The sequence below is a fragment of the Dehalococcoidia bacterium genome (genome assembly GCA_030018455.1).
Taxonomy (GTDB): domain Bacteria; phylum Chloroflexota; class Dehalococcoidia; order DSTF01; family JALHUB01; genus JASEFU01.
Genome location: JASEFU010000002.1, coordinates 82,960 through 108,201, shown reverse-complemented (window position 1 = coordinate 108,201; position 25,242 = coordinate 82,960). Strand labels below are relative to the sequence as shown.

The following is a 25,242-nucleotide window of genomic DNA, read 5'->3' as shown; positions in this document are numbered from 1 at the left end:
GCGTGACGGCTCTCGCTCTCGACGCAACCGACCGTCGACTTCTCGTCCTGCTGCAGCGGGGACTGCCGCTGGTGACGCGCCCCTACGCCGCCATCGCCGCGCAGACCGGCCTCTCTGAGAACGAGGCGCTGGCCCGCCTCCGCCGCCTCAAAGACGGGGGCGACAGCTCCCTTATACGCGACATCGGCCCCATCTTCGATTCGCGCGCCCTGGGCTATCGCAGCACGCTCGTCGCCATGGCCGTTCCCGTCGAGCGCATCGACGAAGCGGCGGCGGTGATAAACGCTCATCCGGGCGTGAGCCACAACTACCTGCGGGAGCACCGCTGGAACCTCTGGTTCACACTGGCGGTGCCCCCAGGAAACGACGTCGAAACCGCGGCGCGATGTCTGGCGCGGGCGGCAGGCGGCTTCCCCCACGTGTGCCTCCCCGCGCTGCGAACGTTCAAGATCGGCGTCCGCCTGGGCATCGAAGATGACGGGCTCCTTGAAGAAGCCGGCGACGAGACGTCGACCCTGAATCGCGAGGGTTCCGGCCCGAACGCCCGCGACAAGGCATTCATCCGCGCCCTCCAGCGCAACGGCGACATCGTCGCCGAGCCTTTCGCGGCCGCTGCGGACGCTCTCGCCGTCAGCCAGGAGGAGGTCTTGACGTGGATGCGAGAGGCGACGCGGCGGGGATGGCTGCGCCGATTTGCCGCCGTTCTTTACCACCGGCGCGCAGGTTACCGGGGAAACGGGATGGCCGTCTGGAAAGCGGCGCCGGACCGCGTCGACGAGATCGCGGCGGCGGCGTGCCGTCGCCCCCAGGTAAGTCACTGCTACGAGCGCGCTACAGGCGCGGGCTGGCCGTACAATCTCTTCGCCATGATCCACGCCCGAGACGACGAGGAGTGCCGCGCCATCGCATCACAGATATCAGAGGAGGCACGCGCGCCGGACTTCGCCGTCCTCTTCAGCAGAACGGAGTACAAGAAGGCGCGGACGAGGTATTTTGTCTAGGGGGCCGCTCCGAGCTTGACGCGAAAGACGCACGATTGGGAACCGCCCGCCACCGACTCCACGAGCTCCACGGTGACATTTCCCCCGTGGTACTTCTCGATCAGGCCACGCAGCCACTCGACGGCACAGTCGCAAAGTCTGGGACAGAGGGGTACGGTGCCGAGCCGGACGAGGGGGCAAGCGCAGCGGCCCTCCAGGAGCTCGCTCCAGATGATCTCTTTCTCCACGCGCCGGATTTCGATGCGGTGCGGCCCGGCAGTCTCCAGGCGTTCGATCAGGCCTTCCAGGGTGAGGCCATCGGGGAAATCGGCGCGGCGGAGGAAGCAGTTGCGGCAAGCCCCTGCCATCTCCGACAGAAGAGCGGTGCCGGAAGCCGCGTCCAGATTGGCGAAACCGCGGCAAAAACCACGGACGATTTCGTCTCGATCAGCACGCAGGAGCTCGTCAACGAATTCTTGTGCGGCATCAGCGCTCATGACGGCAGCTCCTTCGCCTTTTGATCTTACAATAACGGCGGAGCGGGCACCACCAGCCTGCTGCTCCACTTTTGGGTACTTTTGTGGCATAATACAGCTTAAGATGTCAATATTAGGGCATCTTTACGCCGTGCCCCTCCTCTCACCGGCTGCCGGGAGGCGCTTTCTGGAGGGGGAAGAGTTCGGGAACGGAGGGCAACGGGGCGTATGAGTGTGATGGCACCGACACACTCGCCCATAGCAACCACAACCGACGGTCTCAGGGCATCCGCAATGGCGTCCGCTCGCCTGCGCCGGCCAAGTTCCAGCGCCGGCGGGCCGTGCATGAGCGTGGCGACGAGCGCAGGATGCCCACGAAGTGCCGCGAACGGAACGCGGGCCGAACGTCGCGCGATGCCGCAGTTCCCCGAGACTTCCGAAGGGCGGTGACCGTGCCGATCCGCCTGAAGCTGGTCATCGGGTTCAACGTGCTGCTGGCGGCGCTCGGCCTCCTCGGCTATTTCGTCTTCCAGGACCTCTCGAAGGCGCACGACACTTCCGCCCGCCTCAGCTCTCTCCAGTGGCCGCGGATCGAGCAGGCCGGCGATATCGCCGAAGAGATTTCGCAGTTGCGCTCGCTGGAACTGCAATACATCACCAGCGAGGACCATGAGCAGATCGCGGGCAACCTCGCCGCCACCGTCAGTTCCATCGGCAGGCAAATGGCGGAATACTGGGTCGGCCTGGAAAACGGAGGGGCTCCGCCGTCCTCCTTCACCCGCGAGTACACTTCCTATCTTTCGTTGCATCAGAAGATGATCGGGCTGGCCGACGCCGGGGAGTCTGAGGAGGCCCTCGCCCTCTACGCCGATTCGGCGGCCGCCTTCGGCTCGCTCACCGAGGAGGCGGACAGCGTCTTCCAGCAGGCGCTCGTGGACGCCCGCGTGGCCACCGATGACCAGTATTCGACGCTCGGGCGCGCGCGGTACGTCCTCGTCGGCGGGCTGGCAGCGGTCGCGGCGCTGGTTTTCGGGATGGGGCATCCGCTCAGCACCTACATCCACCGCCGCCTGCAGGCGCTGATCGGGGCGACGGAGCGGGTGCGACGGGGCGATTTCGGCGAGCGGCTCGCCCTCTCCGGGGGCGACGAATTCCAGACGGTCGCCGCCGCCCTCAACGACATGATGGACACGCTGCAAAAGGTGCGGGACGAGCTGGTGCACCTCCATGCCGAAGCGCTGCGCACACGTGAGGAGCGCATTGCGCTGCTGCATAAGAACATCACGATGGTGGTCAAGGCACAGGAGGACGAGCGGCTGCGCGTGGCCCGCGAGCTCCACGACCAGGCGAGCCAGTCGCTGACCGGCCTGCACCTCGGGCTGAGCCGCCTGGAGCAGACCGTCTCCTCTGCCCGCCTTCGAGAGGAGATATCTTCCCTGCGCGGCCTCACTGTGGAGGCGATGGACATGATCCGCAACGTGGCGCTCGACCTGCGGCCCAGTACCCTCGATGATCTGGGTCTCGTGCCCGCTCTCCGCGATTATGTAAAGACGTTTTCCGGCCGCGTCGGCCTGCCTGTCGAGTTCGAGGCCTCGGGCATTAACGGCAGGCTACCCGCCGAGACCGAGATCGCCCTGTTCCGCATCGCCCAGGAAGGGCTGACCAATGTCGCAAAGCACGCGCAGGCGAGCAAGGCTCGCGTCTGTCTGTACGCGGGGTCCCGCCGACCGCTGGTCCTTATCGTCGAAGACGACGGCGTCGGCTTCGACGTCGACAAGGCCCTCGGGCCCGATAGCGGCAAGCATCTGGGGTTATTCGGAATTCAGGAGCGCTGCCTGCTCCTGGGCGCCCGTCTGGATCTGTCGTCAGCCAGCGGCCAGGGCACGCGCCTCGTTGTCAGCGTACCGCCCCCGCCATCCGCAGATGCCGGAATAGGCGCCGCCGGCGCATCTGTTTGAGGGAGACCGCTCCATGGAGAACGCGCGAAGAATCCGGGTGCTCATAGTGGAAGACCATCTGGTGGTGCGCACCGGACTTCGCCTTATCATCGAGTCCCAGTCCGATATGGACGTGGTCGGCGAAGCCAGGGACGGCATGGAGGCCGCCGGCATGGTGGAAGAACTCTCGCCGAACGTAGTCGTGATGGATATCAGCCTCCCCGGCCTGAGCGGGCTGGAGGCGGCCCGTCGGATAAAGAGCGCGCGGCCAGACGTGCGCATCCTCTTTCTCACGATGCATGACAACGAGGAGTACTTTTTCCAGGCGATCCAGTCGGGCGCCGACGGCTACGTCACAAAGTCGGCGCCGGAGTGGGAGGTGCTCACGGGAATCCGCTCCGTCCACCAGGGCCAGTGCTACCTCAACCCGAAGGTGGCGAAGCTCCTGGTCAACGACTACCTTGACAAGATCAAGAGCGGCGAGGAGAAGGCCCCATACGACGGCCTGACCGATCGGGAGAGGGAGATACTGCACCTCGTCGCGCTGGGGAACTCCAACCGTGAGATAGCGCAGATCCTGATGATCAGCGAGCACACCGTCCACAACCACCGCGCGCGGCTGATGGAGAAGCTGGGCGTGCACAACCGTCTGGAGCTGCTGAAGCATGCCATCCGCCGCGGCATCATCTCCCCCGACGTTTAGACCGGAGGACGCCTTCTGCCTCGAGGCGCGAGAACCGGCGCGCCGCGTCTGTCGTTCCCGGACAGTAATCCGGCCGCACCGCCTTTCGCCGCGCTGGCTCACGGGCGATAGCGCTCGTCCTCGGCGTACCTGGTTTCGGCGCCGATGAGCGAGTTGAACTCGTCGAACGAGAACATGCTGTCGCCCAAGCCGATCGTCGTCCCCTCCTTCCGGATCTCCGCATACGTGCGTTCGAGCGCGCGGGCAGCGGCGTAAAGACCGGAAAGGACAAAACCGATGCTGAAGAACCCCATCTCGGCAAGCTCCTCCAGGGAGCAGAGAGGAGTGCGGCCGCCCTCGATGAGATTGACCGCGAGCGGCGGGGGCAGCTCCCGGCCGATGCGTCGCAGCTCCTCACGGGACCGCGGCCCCTCGACGAAGAGTATGTTGGCGCCGGCTTCCTTGTACCGGCGGGCCCTGCTGATCGCTTCGTCGAGGCCGTGCGTCTCCAGGGCATCGGTGCGCGCCGTCAGCAAGAACGGGGCGTCGCCTATCGCGTCCCGCGCCGCCCGGATCTTGGCGGCGTGCTCCTCCGCATCGACGACCTCTTTGCCGCGCATATGCCCGCACCGCTTGGGCCAGCGCTGGTCCTCGAGGATGACCCCCCTCGCGCCCATCCGGATCAGCTCACGCACGAGCCGCTGCACGTTGAGAGGGCCGCCGTAGCCGGTATCGCCGTCGACCACCACCGCGATTCCGACGGCAGACGTGATCCGGCGCACCACGTCCCGCATCTCCGTCTGGGTGAGTAGGCCGAAGTCGGGCTCGCCCAGGTGGCTCGCCGACGCCCCGTAGCCCGTCACCACCACGACCGGAAAGCCAGTGCGCTCGGCAATCTTCGCCGAGAGGACGTCATAAACGCCGGGCACCACCATCACCTTCCCATCGCGGATAAGGGGGTGCACGGCAGGGCCGGCATCCGGCGATGGCGTCGGCGTTGCGCCCGTTGCCGGAATCGCGGAGTTCGAACCAGGCGACTTCCGGCCGCCGTCATTACACGCTGCCAGCGCCAGCCCACCCGCGGCGACGGCGACCGCGGACGCGCGCAGCACTTCTCGTCTGGAAAGATTCTGGTTCATGAAGCTCCTCCTGCGCTCGACCTTGCGTCCGGCCCTCACGGCCGGCCAGATGAGAGGATGGTAGCGCAGGTAAAGCGCGAAGATCGAGGACGGAGCGCCCGGGATGATCTCAAGGCTTCATAGGCAAGAGATGGCCCGGCAGCGGCGGCGACGCGCTGTAGGCTTCAAGAACATCGAGGACCGCAAAAGACTGTCCCAGGCTCCGCCGCAGGCCGGCGAAGCGCCCTTTCACCTGGTACGCGACCGGCTCCAGGCTGAGCACAGCAGCCGCCAGCGGCGCGCCGCCGGGGAGAGCGGCGACGGCATCGACGGCGGCGCCGCCCAAGACGAGCCGGCCCCTGCCCGCTGCGACTGCCGGCATGGCGGGCACGCAATGAGGCCCGCCGTCCGGGTCCACGCAGGCGAGGGCCTTCACCGCTTTCAGCCTGTCGAACTTTTCCTTCACCTGGACGGGCATGACCGGCCGGCCGCCGGCGGCCAAGCGGCGCGCCAGCACACGGCCTCGAAGCGTCCCCAGCAGGAGTTCCCGCTGCGAAACCCGGGAGGCGCCTGCGGTCTCCAGCACCTCGATTACGCCTGCGCTCCGGTAGCTGCCGTAGGGATTGTAGCGGGCGTCCGGCGACGCGGCGACACGGTCGAAACGGGGGCCGCTGCGCTCGAAGCCGACAAAGCGGCCCCTGATCGTCCAGCAGCGGAGGTCGGGCGCGAGAACGAGGACGGAGACGCGGGCATCGGCTTCCAGGTTGCGCTTCGTCTTCCAGACCATCATTTCACCGAAGACCAGCGTCCTGTCGTCGAAGGCGTCGAGCGAGAGGACGGGGACGACGTTGGCGACGCCCTCCTCGTTGCGAGTGGCGAGGAACTTAGGCGTCCGAAGGCCGGACAGGGCGCGAACCGCCTCGGAAGTGAGACTCGTTTGCGGCGGAGCAGCGGCGATCACAGTCTTCCTGCCTCGCGGGCGATGATCTCGTCTTGTATCTCCCGTCCCAACGTCACGAAGTACGCATTGTAGCCCGTCACGCGCACCAGCAGGTTGCGATAGGTCTCGGGATCGGCCTGAGCGTTTCGCAGCGTCTCGGGATCGATGACGTTGATCTGGAGGGCAGTGCCACCCACGCGACAATAGGCGCGAAGGAGGGCGACGAACTTGTCGACATGTTCTTCATCGCGGAGGAGTGACGGGCTGACCGTCAGGGTGTGCGACGCCCCGTTGGGCGCCGTCTCCAGCCCCAGCTGCCCCACGGAGCGGATGACCGCCGTGAGTCCCTCGCGGTCGGCCCCGACCACGGGGCAGACCCCGTTCGAGAGGTACGTCCCGCGCCGGCGTCCGTCTGGAGTGGCAGCCGTCAACGGCGCATAACCAATCCAGTAGTTCCAAGAGAGATAGCCGCCCCGGTAGCGTTTACCCGTCGCGGGCGAGACGTGGCGGAAGGCCTCCTCTGTCCAGAAGCGCGAGACCTCGCGGGCCAGGCCGTCGGCATCGGGGTCGTCGGTGCCGTATTTCGGCGCGCGGTTGGAGAGCGTCTGACGCAACGCCTCATATCCGTCGAAATTGGCGCGGATGGCGGCCAGCAGCTCTTCCATCGTGGCGCGCCTGTCCTCGAAGACGACCTGCTTGACCGCGAGAAGGGAATCGACCGTGGTTGCCAGGGCGACGCCCTCGACGGTGATGTAGTTGTGTCTTGCGCCGCCCGAAGTGACGTCGCGACCGCTCTCGGCGCAGCCGTCGACGAGCACGCTCAGGTAAGGCGTAGGCTCGAAGCGGGCGCGAAGGGCGTCGGCCTGGTCGTTGCAGGCGACGAGCTGACCGAGAAGCGACTTGAGTTGTCGCTTGAAGGCGTCAAAGAAGGCGCCGAAATCGGCGAACGACCGCGGGTCGCCGGTGCGCGGCCCGATCTGCGCGCCCGTCGCCATGTCCCTGCCGTCGTTGAGGGCGAGTTCCACGGCTTTCGCAAGGTTGAGGTTAACGTCGACGGTGCCCGAGCGGTCGCAGCCCTGGAGGGTATTCTCTAGGCAGCCGACGGGGGCGTAGTCCCAGAGCTGGTCGGCGGGAAGGCCCTGCCAGGCGAGGCCGCGGATGGCCGCCTCGTCGAAGTTCAGCAGGAAGGGCGAGCCCTGGGCGCGGGCCGTCATCTCGGCGACGCGGCGCAGCAACGGCTCCGGCGTGTTCGCGTGCAGTCGGATGTTGGGCTTCGGCTCCAGCAGGTTCATCTCTTCGATGACGTCCAGCATCAGCCACGTGAGGTCGTTCGAGGCGTCGCTGCCGTCGGCGTTCGTGCCGCCGAGGGTCACGAGCTGGCCGAACCCGGAGTTGATCCCCTGGTTGCCGATGCGGCCCTGATAGTCGTAGGCGTAGTTGTGCTTGATCCAGAAGCACCGGAGCAACTCCCGGGCCTGCTGCCTGTCGAGCCGGCCGGCGTCGATATCGGCGCGGTAGTAGGGGAAGAGGTACTGGTCTATGCGGCCGGGTGAGAGGCCGGGGCCGGGGTATGACTCGGCGGCCATCACGAGCATGTGGGCAAACCAGAGCGATTGCAGCGCCTCGTGGAAGGTCGTCGCCGGCCCAGCGGGGACCTGACGGCAGATGCGCGCTATCTCCTCTAGTTCCGCGCGACGCGCCGGATCGCCTTCCTCGCGGGCAAGCCGCTGCGCCTCGTCGGCATAGCGGGCGGCGAAGGCGATAGCCGCCTCGCAGCAGGCTATCAGGGCGCGGAGGAGGTCGCGCCTTTCGCCCGGTGGTTCGCGTCCGCGCATCTCCTCCAGTCCGGCGGCAATGCCCCTGAAGCCCAGGCGGAGCACCTTCGGGTAGTCTGGCACGAGGTGTCCGGGGACCGCGCCGCAGTTCCCCACGCCGGCATCGTTCAGCCGCCGCGCCTCCCGCAGCCAGCGCTTGACGCCCTTTCGCCACTGGCGCGACTCACGCTTCGTGTGCGTCTTGGAAAGCGCTGTGTTGAAGTAGGAACCGACGATCAGCTCGCCGTCCAGGATTTTCACGGGCAGATGCCGCTCCACAACCTCGCGGAAGAAGAGGGCGCGGCGCACGACAAGCGGCTCCTTCCAGAAGCCGTCGGGGAGCGGGACGGACTCGGCGGCGGCGAGCAGGCAATCGCCGATAGCGTCGAACAGCGGGTACATCTCCGGCACGACTCCCCAATGATAGGGTGACCATACCGCGTCCCAGGGGACGCCACTGCCGTAGGGCCGGACCTCATTGCGGAAGTGCTCGCGCTCCGCGAAGGCGAAGAACTCGTCGCGAAGGCGCCGGACGCGCGGCGACAGGGCCGGGGAAGGCGACCAGATTGACGGCGCCTGAGGAGTTGATGTCATCCCGCGTCTCCCGTTGTCGTGGGCGGCTCCGATTGAGATTGTACTCCGATCAGGGCGGCAAGCGGTATTTCGAGCGTGAGAGGAAGATGTTTACGCCGCGCCGCACTCCCGGCGATGGGACGCCGGACCGCGCAGGCCGCGCGCGCCGGCGCGCTGCGCCGCTCAATCGACGAGGAGGGGCGCGGAAACGGGCGCCCCTCGTTAGGCCTTGCGTTTCGCCTGAGCGCGCGGCTAGCTCTTCCGTCGCACCATTGCCATGTGCCAGCCGCCAAGCGCGACGGCGAGGAGCACACAGAACAGGCCCGCGCCCAACACCAGATAGGCCGCCATCGGCAATGACGAGCTCCCGGGGGCATCGTCTGCCGCGGCGGCGGCATAGGCGGCTGACAGCTTGACGGCGCCGTCGACCCCCGGCCGCGGCGTGGGCGTCGGCGTGGGCACGACCTAGCAGGCGTCTCCGATGCGGTTGCCGTTCGCGTCCTTCTGATCGGGGTTTGCGACCAGGGGGCGGTTGTCGACGCTGTTTTTCACGCCGTCACCGTCTCTGTCCTCGCCGGTATTGCCGGTGCCGGGGCCCAAATTGGTGCCGATGTCGTTGAACGGCTTGTTGTCGGCGGCGAGGAAATTGTGGGTGTTGGGCATCAGCCTCACGGCACGGCGGATGTCAAGGATATTCTCGGCGCGCTCCAGCCGGGCAAAGCCGAGAAGTGTCGTCGTCTCTTCGAGCCAGAAGACCCTGTCACGCGAGATGGCAATGAGGTCATGCCCGGGCTTCACGGCGACGTACCTGGAGGTGCTGTCAGGAACGGTTGTCCATGCGTCGCCGCCAGCCAGTGTCAGCGTGTCATCGGTGTTGGAGGCGATAGGACGCATCTGGCCGGCGCCCGCGCCTCCCGCTATGGCAACGTCGCCCTGGAACGCCTCTACCGTCCGCGAGCCACCGTTGCCTGCCCGCTCGTGCGTCCGCCAGATGACGACGCTTGAGCCGCTGACGCGTGTCCGCCGCCGTCGAGTCGGCGACGGCCACCTCCCTCACCGATACCGCGGCCTTCGCCGGCGGCGACTTCTCGGGCGGCTTCGTCCCAGATCTCAGCCCCGGTGGCCGGGAACTTCGCCAGCAGGTCGTTCAGATCGTTAAGACGGGAGACCTCGGAGAAGCTCTCACTGCCGAAGTCGCGTATCTCCAGAACGCCAACCGCGACCGCGAGCTCGAGGGTGAACTGAAAGCCTCCGTTGGGGTGCTCCGGGTCCGCTCCGCTCGCGGAAGGTTATCGCCCCGGGGGAAGCTCTGGTGACGCCGGCCTCCCACCCGCCGCAGGTAACGATCCCGAGGAGAACAATGCGCATCCGATAGATAAGAGGCCGGATATGGCTACAACGAGACGTCGGCCGCGCATAATGCGCCTCCTGCGCATCTCGGCGGGGTCTCAGCAAAAAGCCACCAGCGGGGCAATTATGGCGGTATCGAACCGCTTGTCAAGGCGGTCATTACGATAAAAAGGGGCGATTTCCCGCTCGGCGAATCGATGAGGGGCAGAACGAATCGTGCGTCCCGGCGCACGTGTCCCCGGCCCCGGCGCTCCCCGGCCGGCTGCGGCCAGACCGCTCTCGCCGCGACGGCTACGGCCGCGGCAGGCCCAGCCCTCTCTGGGCGATGATGTTGCGCTGTATCTCCGACGTCCCTGCGGCAATTGTCAGGCCGAGCGTGCTGAGATAGCTCCGAGGGATGATCCCCTTCTCCGGCGCGTCATCCCCGTACAGGTTCGCGCGCATGCCGAGCACGCTCATGCCCGTCCTGGCAACGCGCTGCGCCGTCTCCGTGGCGAATGTCTTCAGCATCGATGCCTGGTAGTTGGGGATGAGGCCCCGCCCCAGCATGGACACGATCTGATAGGCCATCATCCGCACCACCTGCACCTCGATCATCCGGTCGGCGAGCTCGAGTCGGAGCAGGGGGTTACGGCTCAACGCGCTCCCCTTGCCGCCTTGCTTCGCCAGGCGTATAAGGCGCTCCACCGTCTGCCTTAGCTGCACGACGGCGCCGATGGCGGACGCGCGCTCGAAGTCCAGCGTCGTCGCGGCGATGTACCAGCCGCGGTTTTCCTCCCCCACAATGTTCTTGGCCGGGACGCGCACGTTGTCGAAGAAGACCTCGTTAAAGAGAACGTCGCCGGTGATGTCGGGCAGCGGCCGGACGTCGATTCCCGGGGTCTTCATTTCGAGGAGGAAGTAGGTAATCCCCTTGTGTTTCGGCACGTCCGGGTCGGTGCGCGCGAGGAGAAACATCCAGTTGGCGTGATGAGCGACGCTCGTCCATATCTTCTGGCCGTTGATCACGAAGTCGTCGCCGTCCCGCACTGCCCTGGTGCGGAGTGACGCGAGGTCGGAGCCGGCTTCCGGCTCGCTGAACCCCTGACAGAGCAGGATCTCGCCCGAGAGGATCTTGGGAAGGAAGTCTTTCTTCTGCTGCTCCGTGCCGTGCACTATCAGGCTTGGCCCGACCATTGATATGCCAGCGCCTCCCACGGAAGGGGCGCGCGCTTCCGCCATCTCCTCGCCCATGATGAACTGCTGCATGAGGGAGAGGCCGGCGCCCCCGTACTCTTTCGGCCAGGAAGGGGCGATCCACCCTCGCTCCACGAGCTTCCGACGCCAGGCCTGCATGTCGGGGTCATTCCAGAGCGCAGCGGCGCTCTCGTCTTCAAGCGGATTATCCTTAAACTGCTGAGGAAGCTCTTTTTCGATGAACTCCCGCACTTCCTGTCGCCAGGCCGCCTCCTCCGGTGTGTCTCGCAGATTCATGGATTCCCTCCGGACTCGCTGCCGCTGATGATCGCGCATTCCTTCAGAATCGCGCCGCCGATGGGCAACAGGACGCGGGTCTCAGCGTTCCTTCTCCGCGGGCGACATAATAGACCACATCACCAATTGCGGCCAATCCGGCATCGGGCGCGCCCAGGCGGGGCTATCCTGTCCCCCGCGCTCGGGCCCGGCGCTACGGTCCGCTGGACTCAATCCGGATGCCGTACGGCTCCAGTCGGGACAACATGACGTCGGGGTTGATCACGGCTTCCGGGGCGAACACGCCGCGCTCCCCGATCTCGCCGCGCGCCAGCATGACCGCGCCCAGCGCCGCGGGGATGCTCGTGATCCGCTTCATGCGATCGATTGCCGCGTACCATACGTGCGCCTCCTTGCCGTCCTTCTCTCCCCACACGTCAACCCGGAAGCCCGACTGCGTGCACTTTCCTTTCGGCAAGCGGGGCAGCACACGGTAGAAGAAGTTGGCCCAGAACCTCTGGCTGCGCTCGCCCCGCACGAGGCCGGCCCGCACGAGCAGAATGCCCATCCGCGACAGCCAGCTGGGCCAGATCCCTCCTCTCAGGGTGACTTCCTGCAACTGCGGCATGTTCTGCGGGAGCGTCACGGGCTCCGCGTGTCCCGTATGGTAGACGGGCAAGCGCCCACAGGGGGCAGGGAACTCCACAATCTGCCCGCCGCTGCCCGCCGGCACCAGGACTTCCCGCCCTCCGCGAAAGGTGGGCACCTTGCCGCAGAAGACGTGCACGGCGTGGCGGTAATTAGCGTAGCCGCCCGCGTCGTCGGCGCCCCCGAACCAGGCGATGTTTACGCGCCGGGGCGACTCCAGCAACGCCGCCCCCTTCTTGGCGAGAAGGTTCGTCAGACCGGGGCAGTTGCCGAGACCGGTCACGGCAGTGACCCCCGCCGCCTTTGCCGCCTCGCCGAGGGCAAGCGCGTCGCGCGCGGCCTCGAAATCATCGGCGATGCTGACGTAATGGGTGCCAGCTTCCAACGCGGCCCTTATCAGACGCCCCTCAAAGTCAAGAAACGGCCCCACGAAACCGAGGGCCGCGTCGTAGCCGCGGATGCTGTCGACGAGCGCCGGAGGGTCCAGCACGTCGAGGCGGCGGGCGCGGACGGGGTCCCCTAGCTCCGCGGCCAGCAGATGCGCGGACTGAAAGTCAAGATCGGCGACCATCACCTCCTCGACTCCCTGATGGCTGGCGAGCGTGCGCACGGCCTCGTTGCCCATGTCGCCGGCGCCGCCCAAGACAATGAACCTCATGGCAACCTCCCTGAGGCGCGCCCCGCTGATTTCGCCGGGGAGCCCGGTCGCGCGTATTGTACATCGAACACGGGGCCGCCGGCAGGTGCAGCGCCACGACCGCAGACAGCGCTCCGCCTGACGCCCTTTCAACACCCGGATCTGTGATAGTATGTGACTAAGGCAACCCCCCCATGTTTGGCGCACGGGGGTTGGCAAGTGAAACAGTCGCGGCCCATGACCACCACGACCATACTCCTCATTCGCCACGGCGAAACGACTTTGAACGCTGAATCCCGGTTTCGAGGCCACTCCGAGGTGGACCTCAATGACCGCGGCCGGAAACAGGCCAGGGCGCTGGCGCGACATCTGCCGCGCTACGCGCCCGACCATGTATACAGCAGCCCCTTGAGAAGGTGTCTGGAGACGGCCCGCCCTCTCGCAGCCGGTCTGGGCTTCTCCGTTGTCGTGGAGCCCAGACTCATCGATCTCGATTACGGCGCCTGGCAGGAACGGCCCTTCGCGGAGGTGGCGCAGCAGTTCCCCGAGGACTATGCCGCCTGGCTGGCGGGCGACCTCACACTGCGGTTCCCCGGAGGAGAGCGCCTCCAGAGCGTGGTCGAACGGCTGCGGTCGTTCCTGGATGAGGTTGTCGAGCGCTATCGGGGTGAGGTCGTTGCCGTGGTGACCCACAACGTCCTCTGCCAGATAGCAACCTGCCTGTTAACGGATGCGCCCCCGGAGTCCTTCCAGTCCGTCCGGCACGACCCCGGCAACTTCAGCGTATTCCGCTGGCGTGCGGGCGCGGTGCGCGCAGAGGGCCTGAACCTGTCCCCCGCGGCTGGGCGCTCGGGACGCGCTCGTGTCACCTGACCTCGGCGCCTGACCTCCGGCTCCAGCGCGCCGCGACCCGGTGGATCCGTCTCTGTCGGCGCTCGCTGCGCTCCGCGAGCGGATGTCGAGTGTGCTCAGGGTGAAAGAACCGCGATTTCCCCACCTCCACCAGGCCCAGGTAGGTCACAACCATCAGCAGCAGGATCCCCAGGAAGCCCACCGGCAGGGCGGTGAAACCGAGCACACCCGCCAGAGGCGAGAACGGCAGAAGCAGCCCGACGAGCGCGCAGGCAAGCGTCGTTGCCGCCAGCGGGGGACTGGGACGGCTCCGAAAGAAGGGAATACGTCGGGTGCGGATGATGAAAATCACAAGCGTCTGCGTGGCGAGCGACTCTGCGAACCAGGCCGAGTGAAAGAGCACCTCGCCGGCGTGAAAGACCCACAGCATGACCCCAAAGGTGATGAAATCGTAGGCGGAGCTAATAGGCCCAAAGAAGACCATGAACCGGCGGATGAAGCCGGTGTCCCAGTAAGAAGGACGTCGCAGCATCTCCTCGTCAACGTTGTCGGTGGGAATGGTCATCTCGCTTATATCGTAAAGGAGGTTGTTCAGCAGTATCTGGAACGGCAGCATGGGCAGAAACGAAAGCAGAAGAGATGCGCCGGCGGCGCTGAACATGTTGCCGAAATTGGATGATGTCCCCATCAGCACGTACTTGATGGTATTGGAGAATATGCGTCTGCCTTCCATTACGCCGCCCGCCAGAACGCCCAGGTCTTTGTCCAGCAAAACGATGTCGGCAGCGTCCTTTGCTACGTCGCTGGCGGAATCAACGGAGATGCCCACATCCGCGTCGTGGAGGGCCACCGCGTCGTTGACGCCGTCGCCGAGAAAGCCAACCTCAGCCTTAAGGCTGCGCTGGGCGCGGATGATCCGCGATTTCTGCTCCGGGCTCACGCGGGCAAAGATCGTCGTGCGGGGGAGCGCTGCCGCCAGTTCAGCGTCGCTGAGCTTGTTCAGCGCGCTGCCCGTCAACGTGCCCGCCACCGGAATCTTGAGGTCGCTGCAGAGCTTGTTGGCCACCCTTTCGTTGTCTCCGGTGACGATCTTGACCACGATGCCGAGCGAGGAGAGCTGCTCGACAGAAACGCCCGCGTCCGGCTTTGCCCGATCGACGAACGTAAGGAAGCCGGAAAGCTCCATGTCGCGCTCGTCCTGAGGGCTGAGCGTGCCGGGCCCGTCCCAATCACGCGTCGCCACGGCGATTATGCGGGCGCCGGCCGCAAACTGGGCGTCCAGCAACTGCTGCGCGGCGGGCGAAACGTTGCGGCAGAGCCCCAGCACCGATTCCGGCGCGCCCTTCGTCACCATCAGGCGGCGCGCGCTCTTGTCCTCGACCAGCACCGACATCCGTCGCCGGTCGTAGTCGAACGGGGCCTCGCTGATGCGCGCGTAGTCCTCCGCGCCCACGCCTGCAGCCTGAGGCGCATCCCAGAGCGCTCGGTCGAGGGGGTTGCCGCCAACGATAACCCCTCTTTCGACAGTCGCCGAATTGCACAGCAACCCGAGGAGCAGCACCCGCTCCGAAGGATTGCCCGCGTTGTCGATTGCCGCTGAAAAGGTGATCTCGCCTTCCGTGAGGGTGCCTGTCTTGTCCGTGAACAGCACCTCGACGTTACCCAGGTCTTCGATGCTCACGAGCCGCTTTACGATTACCGACTTCCGCGCCAGGCGCCGGGCGCCGGTGGACAGGCTGATCGTGACGATGGCCGGCAGGAGCTGTGGTGTCAGCCCCACGGCGATGGCGAGAGCAAAGAGCGCCGATTCGAGGAGCGGCCGCCGCAGGGCCGCGTTTATCACGAAGATAGAAACGGTGAGAACGGTCGTGACCTGTACCAGCAGAAATGAAAAACGGCGGAGCCCCCGCTGGAAGCCTGTTTCCTCGTGCGATTCGCCGAGGCGGACCGCGATGCGGCCGAAGGCGGTCGCTTTCCCTGTCTGGACGACGACCCCACGGCCGGCGCCGGTGCGTACCACGGTGCCCATGAAGGCGCACGAAGGCAAATCGAGAGGCGAGCCGGAGGGAGGCGCGGGAACGACGCTCTTTTCGGCAGGCGTCGCCTCGCCGGTCAACACAGCCTCATCGCAGGTCAGGTCGTTCGCCTCCAGTAGGCGCAGATCGGCGGGGACGACGTCGCCCACGCTGACACGCACCACATCACCGGGGACAAGCTCGGTTACGTTTACCTCTGCGGCCTCCCCATCCCGAAAAACCACCGCCGCGTGCCGAACACGGGAATGAAGGGCTTCTACAGCCCGCGCCGCCCTGTACTCGTTAAAGAAACCGAGCCCAATACTCAGGCCCATGATGCTGAAGATAATGAGGGCATCGGTCTTCTCGCCGACGAAGAGCGAGATAGCCGCCGCCGCAACGAGCAGCACCAGCAGGGGACTCTGGAGCTGGCGCAGCAGGACGCTCAGGGCATTGGCGCCATGGCTGCGCACCGCGTTTGGGCCGGCCCGACGGAGGCGGCGCGCCGCCTCGGCTGCGTCCAGGCCGCTTTCCGTGCTCCCCAGACGCTTGAGAACCGCCGGCGCTTCGAGGCGGGCGGCCAGGGCAAGTTCCAGCGCCTGCCACCCGCCTTCGCGCGCGCCCAAATCAACGGCCGATGGCGGGGCGGGTGCATCCTTCGCGTCGTTGAACACGCTCGCACACCTCAACGCGGCCTTGCTCGCCGGCTTCGCCGCGCAGGGCGTCGCCCGCAGGCCGCCGACCTGAAGCCCCCACGCGCGTCAGCCGACGGCCGGCGGGCTGACCCTGGAGACCTCCCCAAACCACTTGTAGGCAACTCCTATCGCCACGCCCAGCGCCGAGAGGCCGGCGAAAAGCACCACGGCGCCCTGCACGCCGAGCAGGTGGGCCGTCTGACCCAGGAGAAGACTGCCCAAGGGCGTCGTGCCCGCAAAAAGCAAAACGTAGAGACTCATCAAGCGTCCCCGCAGATAATCGGGGGCGGAAAGTTGCATCCGGGTGTTCGCGGTGGCCGTGAACATTATGCTGGCGTAGCCCAGCACCGCCAGGAGAATGAGGCTCAGCGGAAACGACCGCGAAACACCGACAAGCGCGAAGGTAACACTCAGGACGCCGGCCCCCAGCAGGAGTTGACGCTCGCTGGCGCGGTGAGTGTAGGCGATGGTAAGCGCCGCCGCCAGCGAACCGACGCCGAGCGCCGATGTCATCGCGCCGAAGCCCACCGACCCCACATGGAGGACCATTCGCGCGAGAAGCGGCAGGGCAACAGTGAAATTGTATCCGAAGGTGCCGACGATGGCGAGGACGATGACCACGAGCAGCACTTGCTGCGACCTGAACGCAAACCGGAGCCCTGCCCGGACCTCCTGCAAGACGTCAACGGGCGCGCCCGACCGGACAGCCGGGTGGAGCTCCCCCGGCCGCATTAACAGCAGCGCCGCAATCACGGGGAGGAAGCTTGCGGCGTTCAAGAAGAAAGTGCCATCGATGCCGATGGTAGCGATGGTGGCCCCTCCGAGAGCAGGGCCCGCGATCCGCGCCGAGTTGAAGAGGGCGCTGTTGAGGGCAACGGCATTGGGGACAAGCTCCCTCCCCACCATCTCCGGGACAAACGCCTGGCGCGTCGGGTTATCGAATGAGTTGTTGAGGCCCAGAAGCGCCGCCAGAAGGTATATATGCCACAGCCGCACAGCGCCCGTCATCACGAGGACGGCGAGGAGCACCGCCTGCAGCATGGCGAAGGATTGGGTGAAGATGAGAAAGCCGCGCTTGGGCACGCGGTCGGCGATCACGCCTGCGAAAAGGACAAGCAGGGTGAGGGGAAGAAACTGGAGCATGGTCACTATTCCCAGCGCCTGAGCTGAGTGGGTGAGGTCGAGCACCAGCCAGGACTGGCCAATGACCTGCATCCAGGTGCCGGTCAAAGATATCAGCTGACTCAACCAGAAAAGACGATAGTTCCTGACGCGCAGCGAGGCAAACACGAGACTTAACGCAGGCCGGGCTTGAGTAATTCCCTTTCGCCGGGGGCTTTTCATTCATCATAGCACAGCGGCCAGACACCGCCGGGGCGCTGGTTGGCGGCCCCGAGAGGAGTCACGAGGCACCCGCCGCGTGAGCGTGTTATGATTGTGGAGTCGATGCCGGAGGGCGTCTGCCGGTGGCGGTGCGAATGGGCAACCTTGACGTCTTCGTCGTTGAGCTTTTTGCCTCACGCCCACTGCCCGTGTCGCCCTGAGTATGCTCCTGTTTCTGCGCGAACGCGACAGGACGTTTGCCGTGCTTACAGGGATTGTGCTGGCGATTCTGGCGCTGGGGCTAACGGGTCTCATCCCCTGAACCACTGCCCTGATAGAGCTGATCGCCCACTACGGCCCTCACAGGCCGCCGCCCTTCCGCGCGCCGGCTTTCCTCGCGGCTTCGTTGGCGAGCCAGAATAGCAGCGAAAGGCTGACTATGGCGATTGCCAGGCTCAATAGCTCAAGGCCCACGGATTCAACAGACGATTGTCCACGCGCGGCTCGGCGTCTCCACCCAGACGATAAACAAGGACCTGGCGCAGAGTCTCGATCTGTCGGTCAGTGAGGGAGTTTACGTCGTCCAGGTAGACCCGGGTGGGCCGGCTGCGCAGGCGGGCCTGGTGGGTGCTGAACCCCCGGGAGCAACCGTGCTCGACATACCGCCGGGCGGCGACGTAATCACCGGGGTCGACAGCCAGACCATCAAGACCTCGGACGACCTGATCAGCTACATTGATTCGAAGTCACCCGGTGACAAAGTCACCCTCCACGTCATTCGAGGAGGAGACAAAATCGACCTGGACGTTACCCTCGGCGAATGGCCGAATCCTTGAGGTGGTGCTGGAAGCAGCGCAACAGACCCCGCCTTCCGGCCGCACGAGTGGCGCGACGGGGCCACTGCCGCCGTCGTGGCCGGCTTCCCATCGGGCGGGCTTGACGCGCCAGGCCAGGCGCGGGGACAATTAGCTTGCGGCCGGGTACCCCGCGCTCCGGCCGGCAACCGCGCGAATCGCAAGCTCATCACATGACAACCGAAGCGGAGGCCCCCACCGGCCTCATCTTCAACATCCAGCGCCACTCCACGGAGGACGGCCCGGGAATCCGCACGACGGTCTTCCTGAAGGGCTGCCCCATGCGCTGTCCCTGGTGCCACAACCCGGAAGGAACGCAGCCGGAGCCCCAGCTTGTCTGGTACGAGGCGCGCTGCATCGGCGCCAGGGAGTGCCTTGCCGCTTGCCCTCACCAGGCCCTCACCCTCACCCCGGAGGGTATGCTTGTCGACCGCCAGCGCTGTGACGCCTGCGGCGACTGCATCGAGGCCTGCCCTGCGGCCGCGCTGGAGGTGATCGGAAAACGAAGGACGGTCGGGGAGGTGACTGAGGTTGCCCTGCGAGACCGCGTCTTCTACGGTACTTCCGGTGGCGGGGTCACCCTTTCAGGCGGCGAGCCCTCGATGTGGGGGGAGTTCGCAGCGGCGCTCATGCGCAGCCTGCGGAGCGAGGGAGTCCACATCGCCCTCGATACCTGCGGCGGCGTGAGCTGGCGGCGGCTGGCGCCCCTGGTGGAACTCGCCGACCTCGTCCTGTACGACCTCAAGATTATGGACGAGGACAGGCACCAACGGCACACGGGGATACCCCTCGACCTGGTGCTCGAAAACGCCCGGCGTATCGCGGCGGCGGGCAAGCCCATGTGGGTGCGGACGCCGGTCATCCCCGGCTACACGGACGACGATGAGAACATACGCCGCGTCGCGCGGTTCATTCGGGACGAGCTCCCAACCGCGGGACGCTACGACCTCCTCGCCTTCAACAACACGTGCGCCGGCAAGTACCAGAGGCTCGGCCGGGACTTCCCGCTGGCCCGGGAAGCCCTCCTCACCGACCAGAAGATGGAGCACCTGGCGGAACTGGCGCGGGCGGAGGGCCTGAGCTTCGTGCGCTGGTCGGGCATGACCCGCCACGACGCGGACCCGTCCCCTGCTTCACCATCGGACGCTCTGCCGCAGTGACGCCGGCCGCTCGCAACGTCACTGACGGGCCATGCCGATGCGCCGCTCCTGATCGGTATCGCGCGGCGCCGGCTCGCCCCCTAGCTCCACTATCACGCGCGTGATCTTCCCCGTGAAGGCGAAGGGAGAGGCGTATTCCTCCGTCACCGGGTTCCCCTCGTCGCGGCCGCATTGCAGCCCGCTGCCGATCTCGTACACGAACGGGACAGTGCGGGGTATCCGTCCCTCGCCCGCTGGCCTGCCGTCGATGTACAGCCTGCCTGTGCCGCCGACTCCGAACGTACGCGGCTCGTCAGCCTCGAACTCGAACCGCAACTCGCGTGTCCCGGCGGGCACGTCGAAATCAGAGACGATGACGTGACGTTCGTGGTCAAGGAAGTTGTAGGCATACCGCAGCCTGCCGTCCTTCACGTACAGCGAATAGCCGCCGAAGCGACCGCCGTCTGCCAGAAGCACGCCTTCCGCGCCGCCCTCTGGTATCTCCACCTCTGCTGTGATGCTGTGCGAACGGTTCTTCACGTTGACCGCCGCTGCCGCTTCCACAGGGGCCCCGTTCGGGTAGTAGACAAACCGACGCCGTCTCGCGCCCGGCCGCCGCTGTCCCAGCGCGCGCAGGATGCCGCGGTAGTCGAGGGGCAGCACCTGGTAGCGGCCCGCTTCCGCCCACCAGAGCGCCTCAAGCTGACGCACTTTCTCAGGGTACTCGCCCGCCAAATCGACGGACTCCGAGAAGTCTTCTTCCACGTGATAAAGCTCCCACCGGTCCTCGTCAAAGGGCTTCCTGGGGTCGGTGACGCCGTCGTAGATTGCGCCCTGGGTGCCGTGGTAGGTGACCAGCTTCCAGCCCTGGTGATAGATAGCTCGGTTGCCCAGCATCTCGTAGTACTGCGTCTGGCGGCGGGAGGGCGCCTCCGGGTCGTCGAAGGTGTGCCGAAAGCTGACGCCGTGAATGGGCGATTGATCGACCCCGCGGATCGAGCGCGGCGGCTCGATCCCGAGGACGTCGAGCACTGTCGGCACCACATCGATCACGTGCACGTACTGACGCCGCACCTCGCCCTGCGACCTGATGCCCGCCGGCCAGTGGACGATGCAGGGGTCGGCGACGCCGCCCTCGTGCACCTCGCGCTTCCACCTCTGGAACGGCGCGTTGCCCGCCCAGGCCCAGCCGAACGGGTAAGCGTTGAACGTTGTGGGGCTGCCCAGCTCGTCGATCCGGGCCAGGATATCTTCCAGCTTCTCCGGCACGGCGTTAAAGAAACTCCCCTCGTTCAAACGTCCGTGAGGCCCGCCTTCGGCGCTCGCCCCGTTGTCGGAGATGGCGACGATGAGCGTGTTCTCGAGGTCGCCCGTCGTCTCGAGGAAGCGCAGCAGCCGGCCGATGTGGTGGTCGGCGTGCGACAGGAAGCCGGCGTAGACCTCCATCATGCGCGCGTAGAGCCGGCGCTCATCGGCGGAGAGGCTGTCCCACTCTGCGATCCAGTGCGGACGCGGCGTCAGTTGCGTGTCCGGCGGGATGACGCCCATCTCCTTCTGCCGCGCGTAGACCATCTCGCGCGCCTTCTCCCAGCCCATATCGAACTTGCCGCGGTACCTTTCAATCCACTCGCGCGGCGCGTGATGGGGGGCATGGCCTGCGCCGGTGCAGTAGTACATGAAGAACGGCTTGTCCGGCGCCGCGTTCCGCAGGTCGGTGATGAACTCGATCGCCCGGTCGGCCAGGTCTTCCGAGAGGTGATATCCCTCGTCGGGGGTCTTCGGAGGAGTGACGTGCTGGTTATCGCGCACGAGGGCGGGGCTCCACTGGTTGGTGTCGCCGCCCATGAAGCCGTAGAACCGTTCGAAGCCCCGTCCCAGCGGCCAGCGGTCGCGGGGCGCCCCCATGTTCATCTCCCAGTGAGGTGTCAGGTGCCACTTCCCGACGGCGAAGGTGGCGTACCCGTGCGGCAGCAGCATCTCCGACAGGAAGCCGTTCTCGGGCGGTATCTGGCCCGTGTAGCCGGGAAAGCCACTGGGGATCTCGACGATGGCGGCCATGGCGTTGGAATGATGGTTCCGCCCCGTCAGGAGACAGGAGCGGGTAGGGGAGCAGAGGGCCGTCGTGTGGAAGTTGCCGAACCGGACCCCTCTCTCCGCCAGACGGTCGAGGTTCGGGGTCTCGCACAGCCCGCCGAAGCAACTGATCTGCCCGTAGCCGACGTCGTCGAGGACGATGAAGAGCACGTTGGGCGCCCCTTCCGGTGGCCTCACCGGCTCCGGCCACCAGGGGGTCGACTCATCGACGCTCCGCCCGATCACGCCCTTGAATTCCTGCGGCATGCTTTACCTCCTTCGCCCCTGGGCGAGCTCCTGTCCGACTGATGCGCCGCCTATTCTAATCAACGGCCCGCCTTTGCCGCCAGAGGAAGGCGCCCGCTATACTGAGGACGGGTCAGCGCGGTGGGACGCGTGCGCGCGCAGCGGACCGCGGTCGGCCCTGTGTGGACAGAAGGATGCCGGCCCTGTCTGTTCTCTTCAAGACCGTCTCCAGCGACTGCAACCTCGATTGCAGCTACTGCTACTATCGCCAGTCGCTTGAAGGCGAGCGGGTGCGCCGGCGAATGGACGAGCGCGTGCTCGCGGCCTTCATGCGACAGTATATGGCGTGCGTCGCCGGCAGCGGCGTCGCCTCCTTCGTCTGGCAGGGCGGAGAGCCCACGCTGGCCGGCCTCGACTTCTTCCAGCGGGCAGTGGCGCTGGAGGCGCAGTACGCGCCGCCGGGCACGACCATCGGCAATGCCCTGCAGACGAACGCCGTGCTGCTGGACGACCACTGGGGCGAGTTCCTGCGCCGGTACAGCTTTCTCGTCGGCGTCAGCCTGGACGGTCCGCAGCAGGTGCACGACAGCGTCCGCCGCGACCGGGGCGGCCACGGTTCCTTTCGCCGCGTGATGGCGGGGATCGACGTGCTGCGCAGACACGGCGTCGATTTCAACGTCCTTTGCGTCATCGGCCCGCACAACGTCCGCCGCCCCGTCGATCTCATGCGTTTCTTCCGCCGCGAGGGCTTCACCCATCTTCAGTTCATCCCCGCCATGTCCTTCCAGTCTGTCGAGCCCGACGCCCTGGCGGCGTACCTCGTCACGGCCGAAGAGTACGGCGACTTCCTGGTCGCGCTCTTCGATGAGTGGTACGAAGGCGGGCTTCCGCGGACCTCCGTGCGCACGTTCGACGCCATCCTGCAATCATATCTGGGGATGCCGAACGATCTCTGCTCGTACAGCGAACGCTGCGACGGCGCTATCGCCGTCGAGTACAACGGCGATGTCTATCCCTGCGACTTCTACGTGCACCCGGACTGGCGCCTGGGAAACGTCGCGGATGAACCCCTCCATGCCATCCTCGCCAAATCCGAGCGCGCGGCGTTCGTTGCCCGGAAGGCGTCGCTGCCGCCCGTGTGCCAGGCATGCGAGTGGCGCCGGCTGTGCCGCGGCGGCTGCCCCCGCAACCGCTCGAACGGACCGGCGTCCGGGCCGCCCGAATACTTCTGCGAGAGCCACCGCCGCTTTTTTGCTCACGCCGACGCCCGGCTGCGCGCGCTTGCTGAGCGGCTGGAACGACGCGGCACGACGGCGGCGATAGCGGGAGCGGCGGCGACGGGCCGCAACGAGCCCTGCCCCTGCGGGAGCGGGCGCAAGTATAAGGCGTGTTGCGGCGACCCGCGCATTGAACAGAGCTATTTGTTCCGCTTCGATGACGGGCGCTAGACGCACGGGCGGCACCTGCCGCGATGCGGTCACTTTCCAGACTGGAGGTACGACATGGCCCGGAAACGCCCCAACTTCATCCTATTGATGGCGGACGAGCTTCGCGCCGACGCCGTGCATTGCCTCGATGCGCTGCCGGTAAAAACGCCGAGCATCGACGCCGTCGCTGCGCGGGGCGCCGTCTTCAGCCGCTGTTTCGCGCAGCACTCCGTGTGCGGCCCCTCGCGGGTCAGCTTCATGACCGGCTGGTACCCCCACACGCGGGGCCATCGTACCCTCACCCACCTCCTCAGACCGCACGAGCCGAACCTGCTGCGGTACCTGAAAAACGCCGGCTATCACGTCCAGTGGAACGGCAAGAACGACCTGCTGGCCGCGGACTCCTTTCCGCTTAGCGTCTCCGACCGGTGCCGCGAACGGTTGCCGACGCTGCCCTGGCCCGTCAACCCCTGGCCGACGGACCACCGCCACTTTAAGAGCTTCTACTTCGGTTGCCGCGGCCAAGCTCCCTATGAGGACTACGACTCGCTTTGGATAAAACGCGCCGTTGAGTTCCTGGCGTCGCCGCCGGAGCCGTTCTTCCTCTACCTCCCGCTCATCTTTCCCCATCCTCCCTACACGGTCGAAGAGCCTTACTTCTCGATGTACGACCGCGGGCAAGTGAGGGCGCCGCTCCCCGCGCGGCTCGACGACAAGCCGCATTTCATGCGCGAGCTTCACCGCGCCTACGGCATCGACCGGCTGAGCGAGGACGACCAGCGGGAGATCGTCGCCACTTACTGGGGGATGGTGACTCGCCTCGACGACCTGGTAGGCGAGCTGATGGCGGCCCTCGACGCCTCCCCTGCGGCCGGGAACACCGTCGTCATAATCACCAGCGACCACGGCGACTACGTCGGTGACTACGGGCTGACGGAGAAGTGGTGGACCGGCTTCCAGGACTGCATCGTTCGCGTGCCGCTCGTCATCCGGGTGCCGGACGCGAGGGCGCGCCACATCGACGCCCTGACGGAGACGGTCGACCTCTTTCCCACTGTCATGGAGCTCGCCGGCCTAGAGGCGCGCCACACTCAATTCGGACGCAGCCTCTTGCCCTTGATTTGGGGAGAGACAAACGAGCATCGAATGGCCGTCTTTGCCGAAGGAGGCCACGCGCCGGGCGAGACGCACACGCTGGAGGACGTCTGGCCTGAGGGCACCATCTACCATGAGAAGACGCGCCTTCAGCACGATGACCCGACGACACTGGCAAAGGCGGCGATGGTACGCACTGAGCGGTGGAAGTACGTCGCGCGGCTCGAGGGCAAAGAGGAGATGTATGATCTGGAGGCCGACCCCTGCGAGCTTGTCAACAGAATCGATGACGCCGCGCTCGAAGGAGTCGTCCGGGAGATGCGCGAAAGGCTGCTCCGCTGGTTCCTCGAAACGGGCGACGACGTTCCGTTCGACCGCGACCCCCGTCACGTCTGACAGCGGCGCGACCGGGCCGCCGGACATGCTTGGCGGTCCCCGCTTACTTCTCCGGCGTTCGCTCCCGGCTTGTCAGCAGGATCTCCCTCACCTCGTCGACGATGGACGGGAGGGCGCGGCGCATCTTGGCGGACAGCCCCTCCATTATCCAGAAGGGATCGTCGACGCTAACGGCCAGTATCTCGATTTTGGGCAGGGGGATGTCCAGCGTCTTTCCGAGCGCAAGCACTTCGGGGAGACCGGCGTAGTGCGATGAGAGCGTCATGGGTTGGCAGCAAAGCTCGTCGGGACCGAGCCGCCGCACCCGGCCCGTATTCTCGCTGTCGTCGGGAACGCAGTCTACGATGTACGCCTTATCATAGCCGGCCAGCACGTCCAGCAGGGCGAGACCCCCGCTTTCCGACATCTCGAAATCGAACCCCTTCAGCTCAGGGCGTCGCGCCAACTCTTCGACGATGCGAAGGCCGACGGCATCGTCCCCGAAGAGGTCGTTGCCCATACCAAGCACGAGCGCACGCAC

21 protein-coding genes are annotated in these 25,242 nt (G+C 66.2%); 9 read left to right on the top strand and 12 right to left on the bottom strand.

Features of this window, described 5'->3' with window-relative positions; all coding sequences use genetic code 11:
• Window positions 1–2: 2 nt before the first annotated feature.
• Complete coding sequence (locus QME71_03930) at window positions 3–1,001, top strand: AsnC family transcriptional regulator (protein ID MDI6857449.1); 999 nt, start codon at window positions 3–5, stop codon at window positions 999–1,001.
• On the opposite strand, the gene QME71_03925 is transcribed toward QME71_03930, so the two are convergent.
• Window positions 998–1,477 carry a hypothetical protein gene (locus QME71_03925; protein ID MDI6857448.1) on the bottom strand — a complete coding sequence of 160 codons (480 nt, stop codon included), beginning with the start codon at window positions 1,475–1,477 and terminating at the stop codon, window positions 998–1,000. The two genes, QME71_03930 and QME71_03925, sit on opposite strands and share 4 nt — an antisense overlap.
• Before the next feature lie 431 nt (window positions 1,478–1,908).
• Here QME71_03925 and QME71_03920 point away from each other — a divergent pair, with 431 nt between their 5' ends.
• Together QME71_03920 and QME71_03915 are read left to right on the top strand one after the other, a co-directional pair.
• Window positions 1,909–3,414 carry an MCP four helix bundle domain-containing protein gene (locus QME71_03920; protein MDI6857447.1) on the top strand — a complete coding sequence of 502 codons (1,506 nt, stop codon included), beginning with the start codon at window positions 1,909–1,911 and terminating at the stop codon, window positions 3,412–3,414.
• A gap of 13 nt (window positions 3,415–3,427) precedes the next feature.
• Entirely contained in the window at window positions 3,428–4,096 is a 669-nt protein-coding gene (locus QME71_03915; GenBank protein ID MDI6857446.1) for a response regulator transcription factor, read from the top strand.
• Window positions 4,097–4,194: 98 nt separating this feature from the next.
• Here the strand turns inward: QME71_03915 and QME71_03910 are convergent, their stop codons facing one another.
• The 5 genes from QME71_03910 to QME71_03890 all read right to left on the bottom strand — a co-directional run bounded on the left by QME71_03910 (window position 4,195) and on the right by QME71_03890 (window position 9,414).
• A complete protein-coding gene (locus QME71_03910) occupies window positions 4,195–5,214 on the bottom strand; it encodes an isocitrate lyase/PEP mutase family protein (protein ID MDI6857445.1) in 1,020 nt (339 codons plus the stop codon).
• 109 nt (window positions 5,215–5,323) lie between these two features.
• Window positions 5,324–6,154 (bottom strand): pyridoxamine 5'-phosphate oxidase family protein, encoded by an 831-nt coding sequence (locus QME71_03905; GenBank protein ID MDI6857444.1) that lies wholly within the window; start codon window positions 6,152–6,154, stop codon window positions 5,324–5,326.
• On the bottom strand, window positions 6,151–8,541 hold the full coding sequence (locus tag QME71_03900) for a pyruvate formate lyase family protein (GenBank protein MDI6857443.1): 2,391 nt from the start codon (window positions 8,539–8,541) through the stop codon (window positions 6,151–6,153). The genes QME71_03905 and QME71_03900 overlap by 4 nt, the downstream gene beginning before the upstream one ends.
• Before the next feature lie 231 nt (window positions 8,542–8,772).
• A complete protein-coding gene (locus QME71_03895; GenBank protein MDI6857442.1) occupies window positions 8,773–8,982 on the bottom strand; it encodes a hypothetical protein in 210 nt (69 codons plus the stop codon).
• 3 nt (window positions 8,983–8,985) lie between these two features.
• A complete protein-coding gene (locus QME71_03890; GenBank protein MDI6857441.1) occupies window positions 8,986–9,414 on the bottom strand; it encodes a thrombospondin type 3 repeat-containing protein in 429 nt (142 codons plus the stop codon).
• Between the two features lie 122 nt (window positions 9,415–9,536).
• On the opposite strand from QME71_03890, the gene QME71_03885 reads away from it, so the two are divergent.
• Complete coding sequence (locus tag QME71_03885; GenBank protein MDI6857440.1) at window positions 9,537–9,836, top strand: hypothetical protein; 300 nt, start codon at window positions 9,537–9,539, stop codon at window positions 9,834–9,836.
• 325 nt (window positions 9,837–10,161) lie between these two features.
• Here QME71_03885 and QME71_03880 read toward each other — a convergent pair whose 3' ends face one another.
• Window positions 10,162–11,343, bottom strand: a complete 1,182-nt coding sequence (locus QME71_03880; protein MDI6857439.1) for an acyl-CoA dehydrogenase family protein — start codon at window positions 11,341–11,343, stop codon at window positions 10,162–10,164.
• A 193-nt stretch (window positions 11,344–11,536) separates the two neighbouring features.
• On the bottom strand, window positions 11,537–12,628 hold the full coding sequence (locus QME71_03875; protein MDI6857438.1) for a saccharopine dehydrogenase NADP-binding domain-containing protein: 1,092 nt from the start codon (window positions 12,626–12,628) through the stop codon (window positions 11,537–11,539).
• Window positions 12,629–12,844: 216 nt separating this feature from the next.
• On the opposite strand from QME71_03875, the gene QME71_03870 reads away from it, so the two are divergent.
• Window positions 12,845–13,480, top strand: coding sequence for a histidine phosphatase family protein (locus QME71_03870; GenBank protein MDI6857437.1), 636 nt, complete (start codon window positions 12,845–12,847; stop codon window positions 13,478–13,480).
• On the opposite strand, the gene mgtA is transcribed toward QME71_03870, so the two are convergent.
• Complete coding sequence (gene mgtA / locus QME71_03865) at window positions 13,473–16,148, bottom strand: magnesium-translocating P-type ATPase (protein MDI6857436.1); 2,676 nt, start codon at window positions 16,146–16,148, stop codon at window positions 13,473–13,475. The genes QME71_03870 and mgtA overlap by 8 nt on opposite strands.
• A gap of 87 nt (window positions 16,149–16,235) precedes the next feature.
• Window positions 16,236–17,513, bottom strand: coding sequence for an MFS transporter (locus tag QME71_03860; protein MDI6857435.1), 1,278 nt, complete (start codon window positions 17,511–17,513; stop codon window positions 16,236–16,238).
• 425 nt (window positions 17,514–17,938) lie between these two features.
• Here QME71_03860 and QME71_03855 point away from each other — a divergent pair, with 425 nt between their 5' ends.
• A complete protein-coding gene (locus QME71_03855; protein ID MDI6857434.1) occupies window positions 17,939–18,328 on the top strand; it encodes a PDZ domain-containing protein in 390 nt (129 codons plus the stop codon).
• A 191-nt stretch (window positions 18,329–18,519) separates the two neighbouring features.
• On the top strand, window positions 18,520–19,506 hold the full coding sequence (locus tag QME71_03850) for a glycyl-radical enzyme activating protein (GenBank protein ID MDI6857433.1): 987 nt from the start codon (window positions 18,520–18,522) through the stop codon (window positions 19,504–19,506).
• 18 nt (window positions 19,507–19,524) lie between these two features.
• Here the strand turns inward: QME71_03850 and QME71_03845 are convergent, their stop codons facing one another.
• Complete coding sequence (locus tag QME71_03845; protein MDI6857432.1) at window positions 19,525–21,825, bottom strand: arylsulfatase; 2,301 nt, start codon at window positions 21,823–21,825, stop codon at window positions 19,525–19,527.
• Window positions 21,826–21,998: 173 nt separating this feature from the next.
• On the opposite strand from QME71_03845, the gene QME71_03840 reads away from it, so the two are divergent.
• Together QME71_03840 and QME71_03835 are read left to right on the top strand one after the other, a co-directional pair.
• Entirely contained in the window at window positions 21,999–23,252 is a 1,254-nt protein-coding gene (locus tag QME71_03840) for an anaerobic sulfatase maturase (protein MDI6857431.1), read from the top strand.
• A gap of 54 nt (window positions 23,253–23,306) precedes the next feature.
• Window positions 23,307–24,722, top strand: a complete 1,416-nt coding sequence (locus tag QME71_03835) for a sulfatase-like hydrolase/transferase (GenBank protein MDI6857430.1) — start codon at window positions 23,307–23,309, stop codon at window positions 24,720–24,722.
• Window positions 24,723–24,765: 43 nt separating this feature from the next.
• Here the strand turns inward: QME71_03835 and QME71_03830 are convergent, their stop codons facing one another.
• On the bottom strand, window positions 24,766–25,242 hold the full coding sequence (locus tag QME71_03830) for a hydrogenase maturation protease (GenBank protein MDI6857429.1): 477 nt from the start codon (window positions 25,240–25,242) through the stop codon (window positions 24,766–24,768).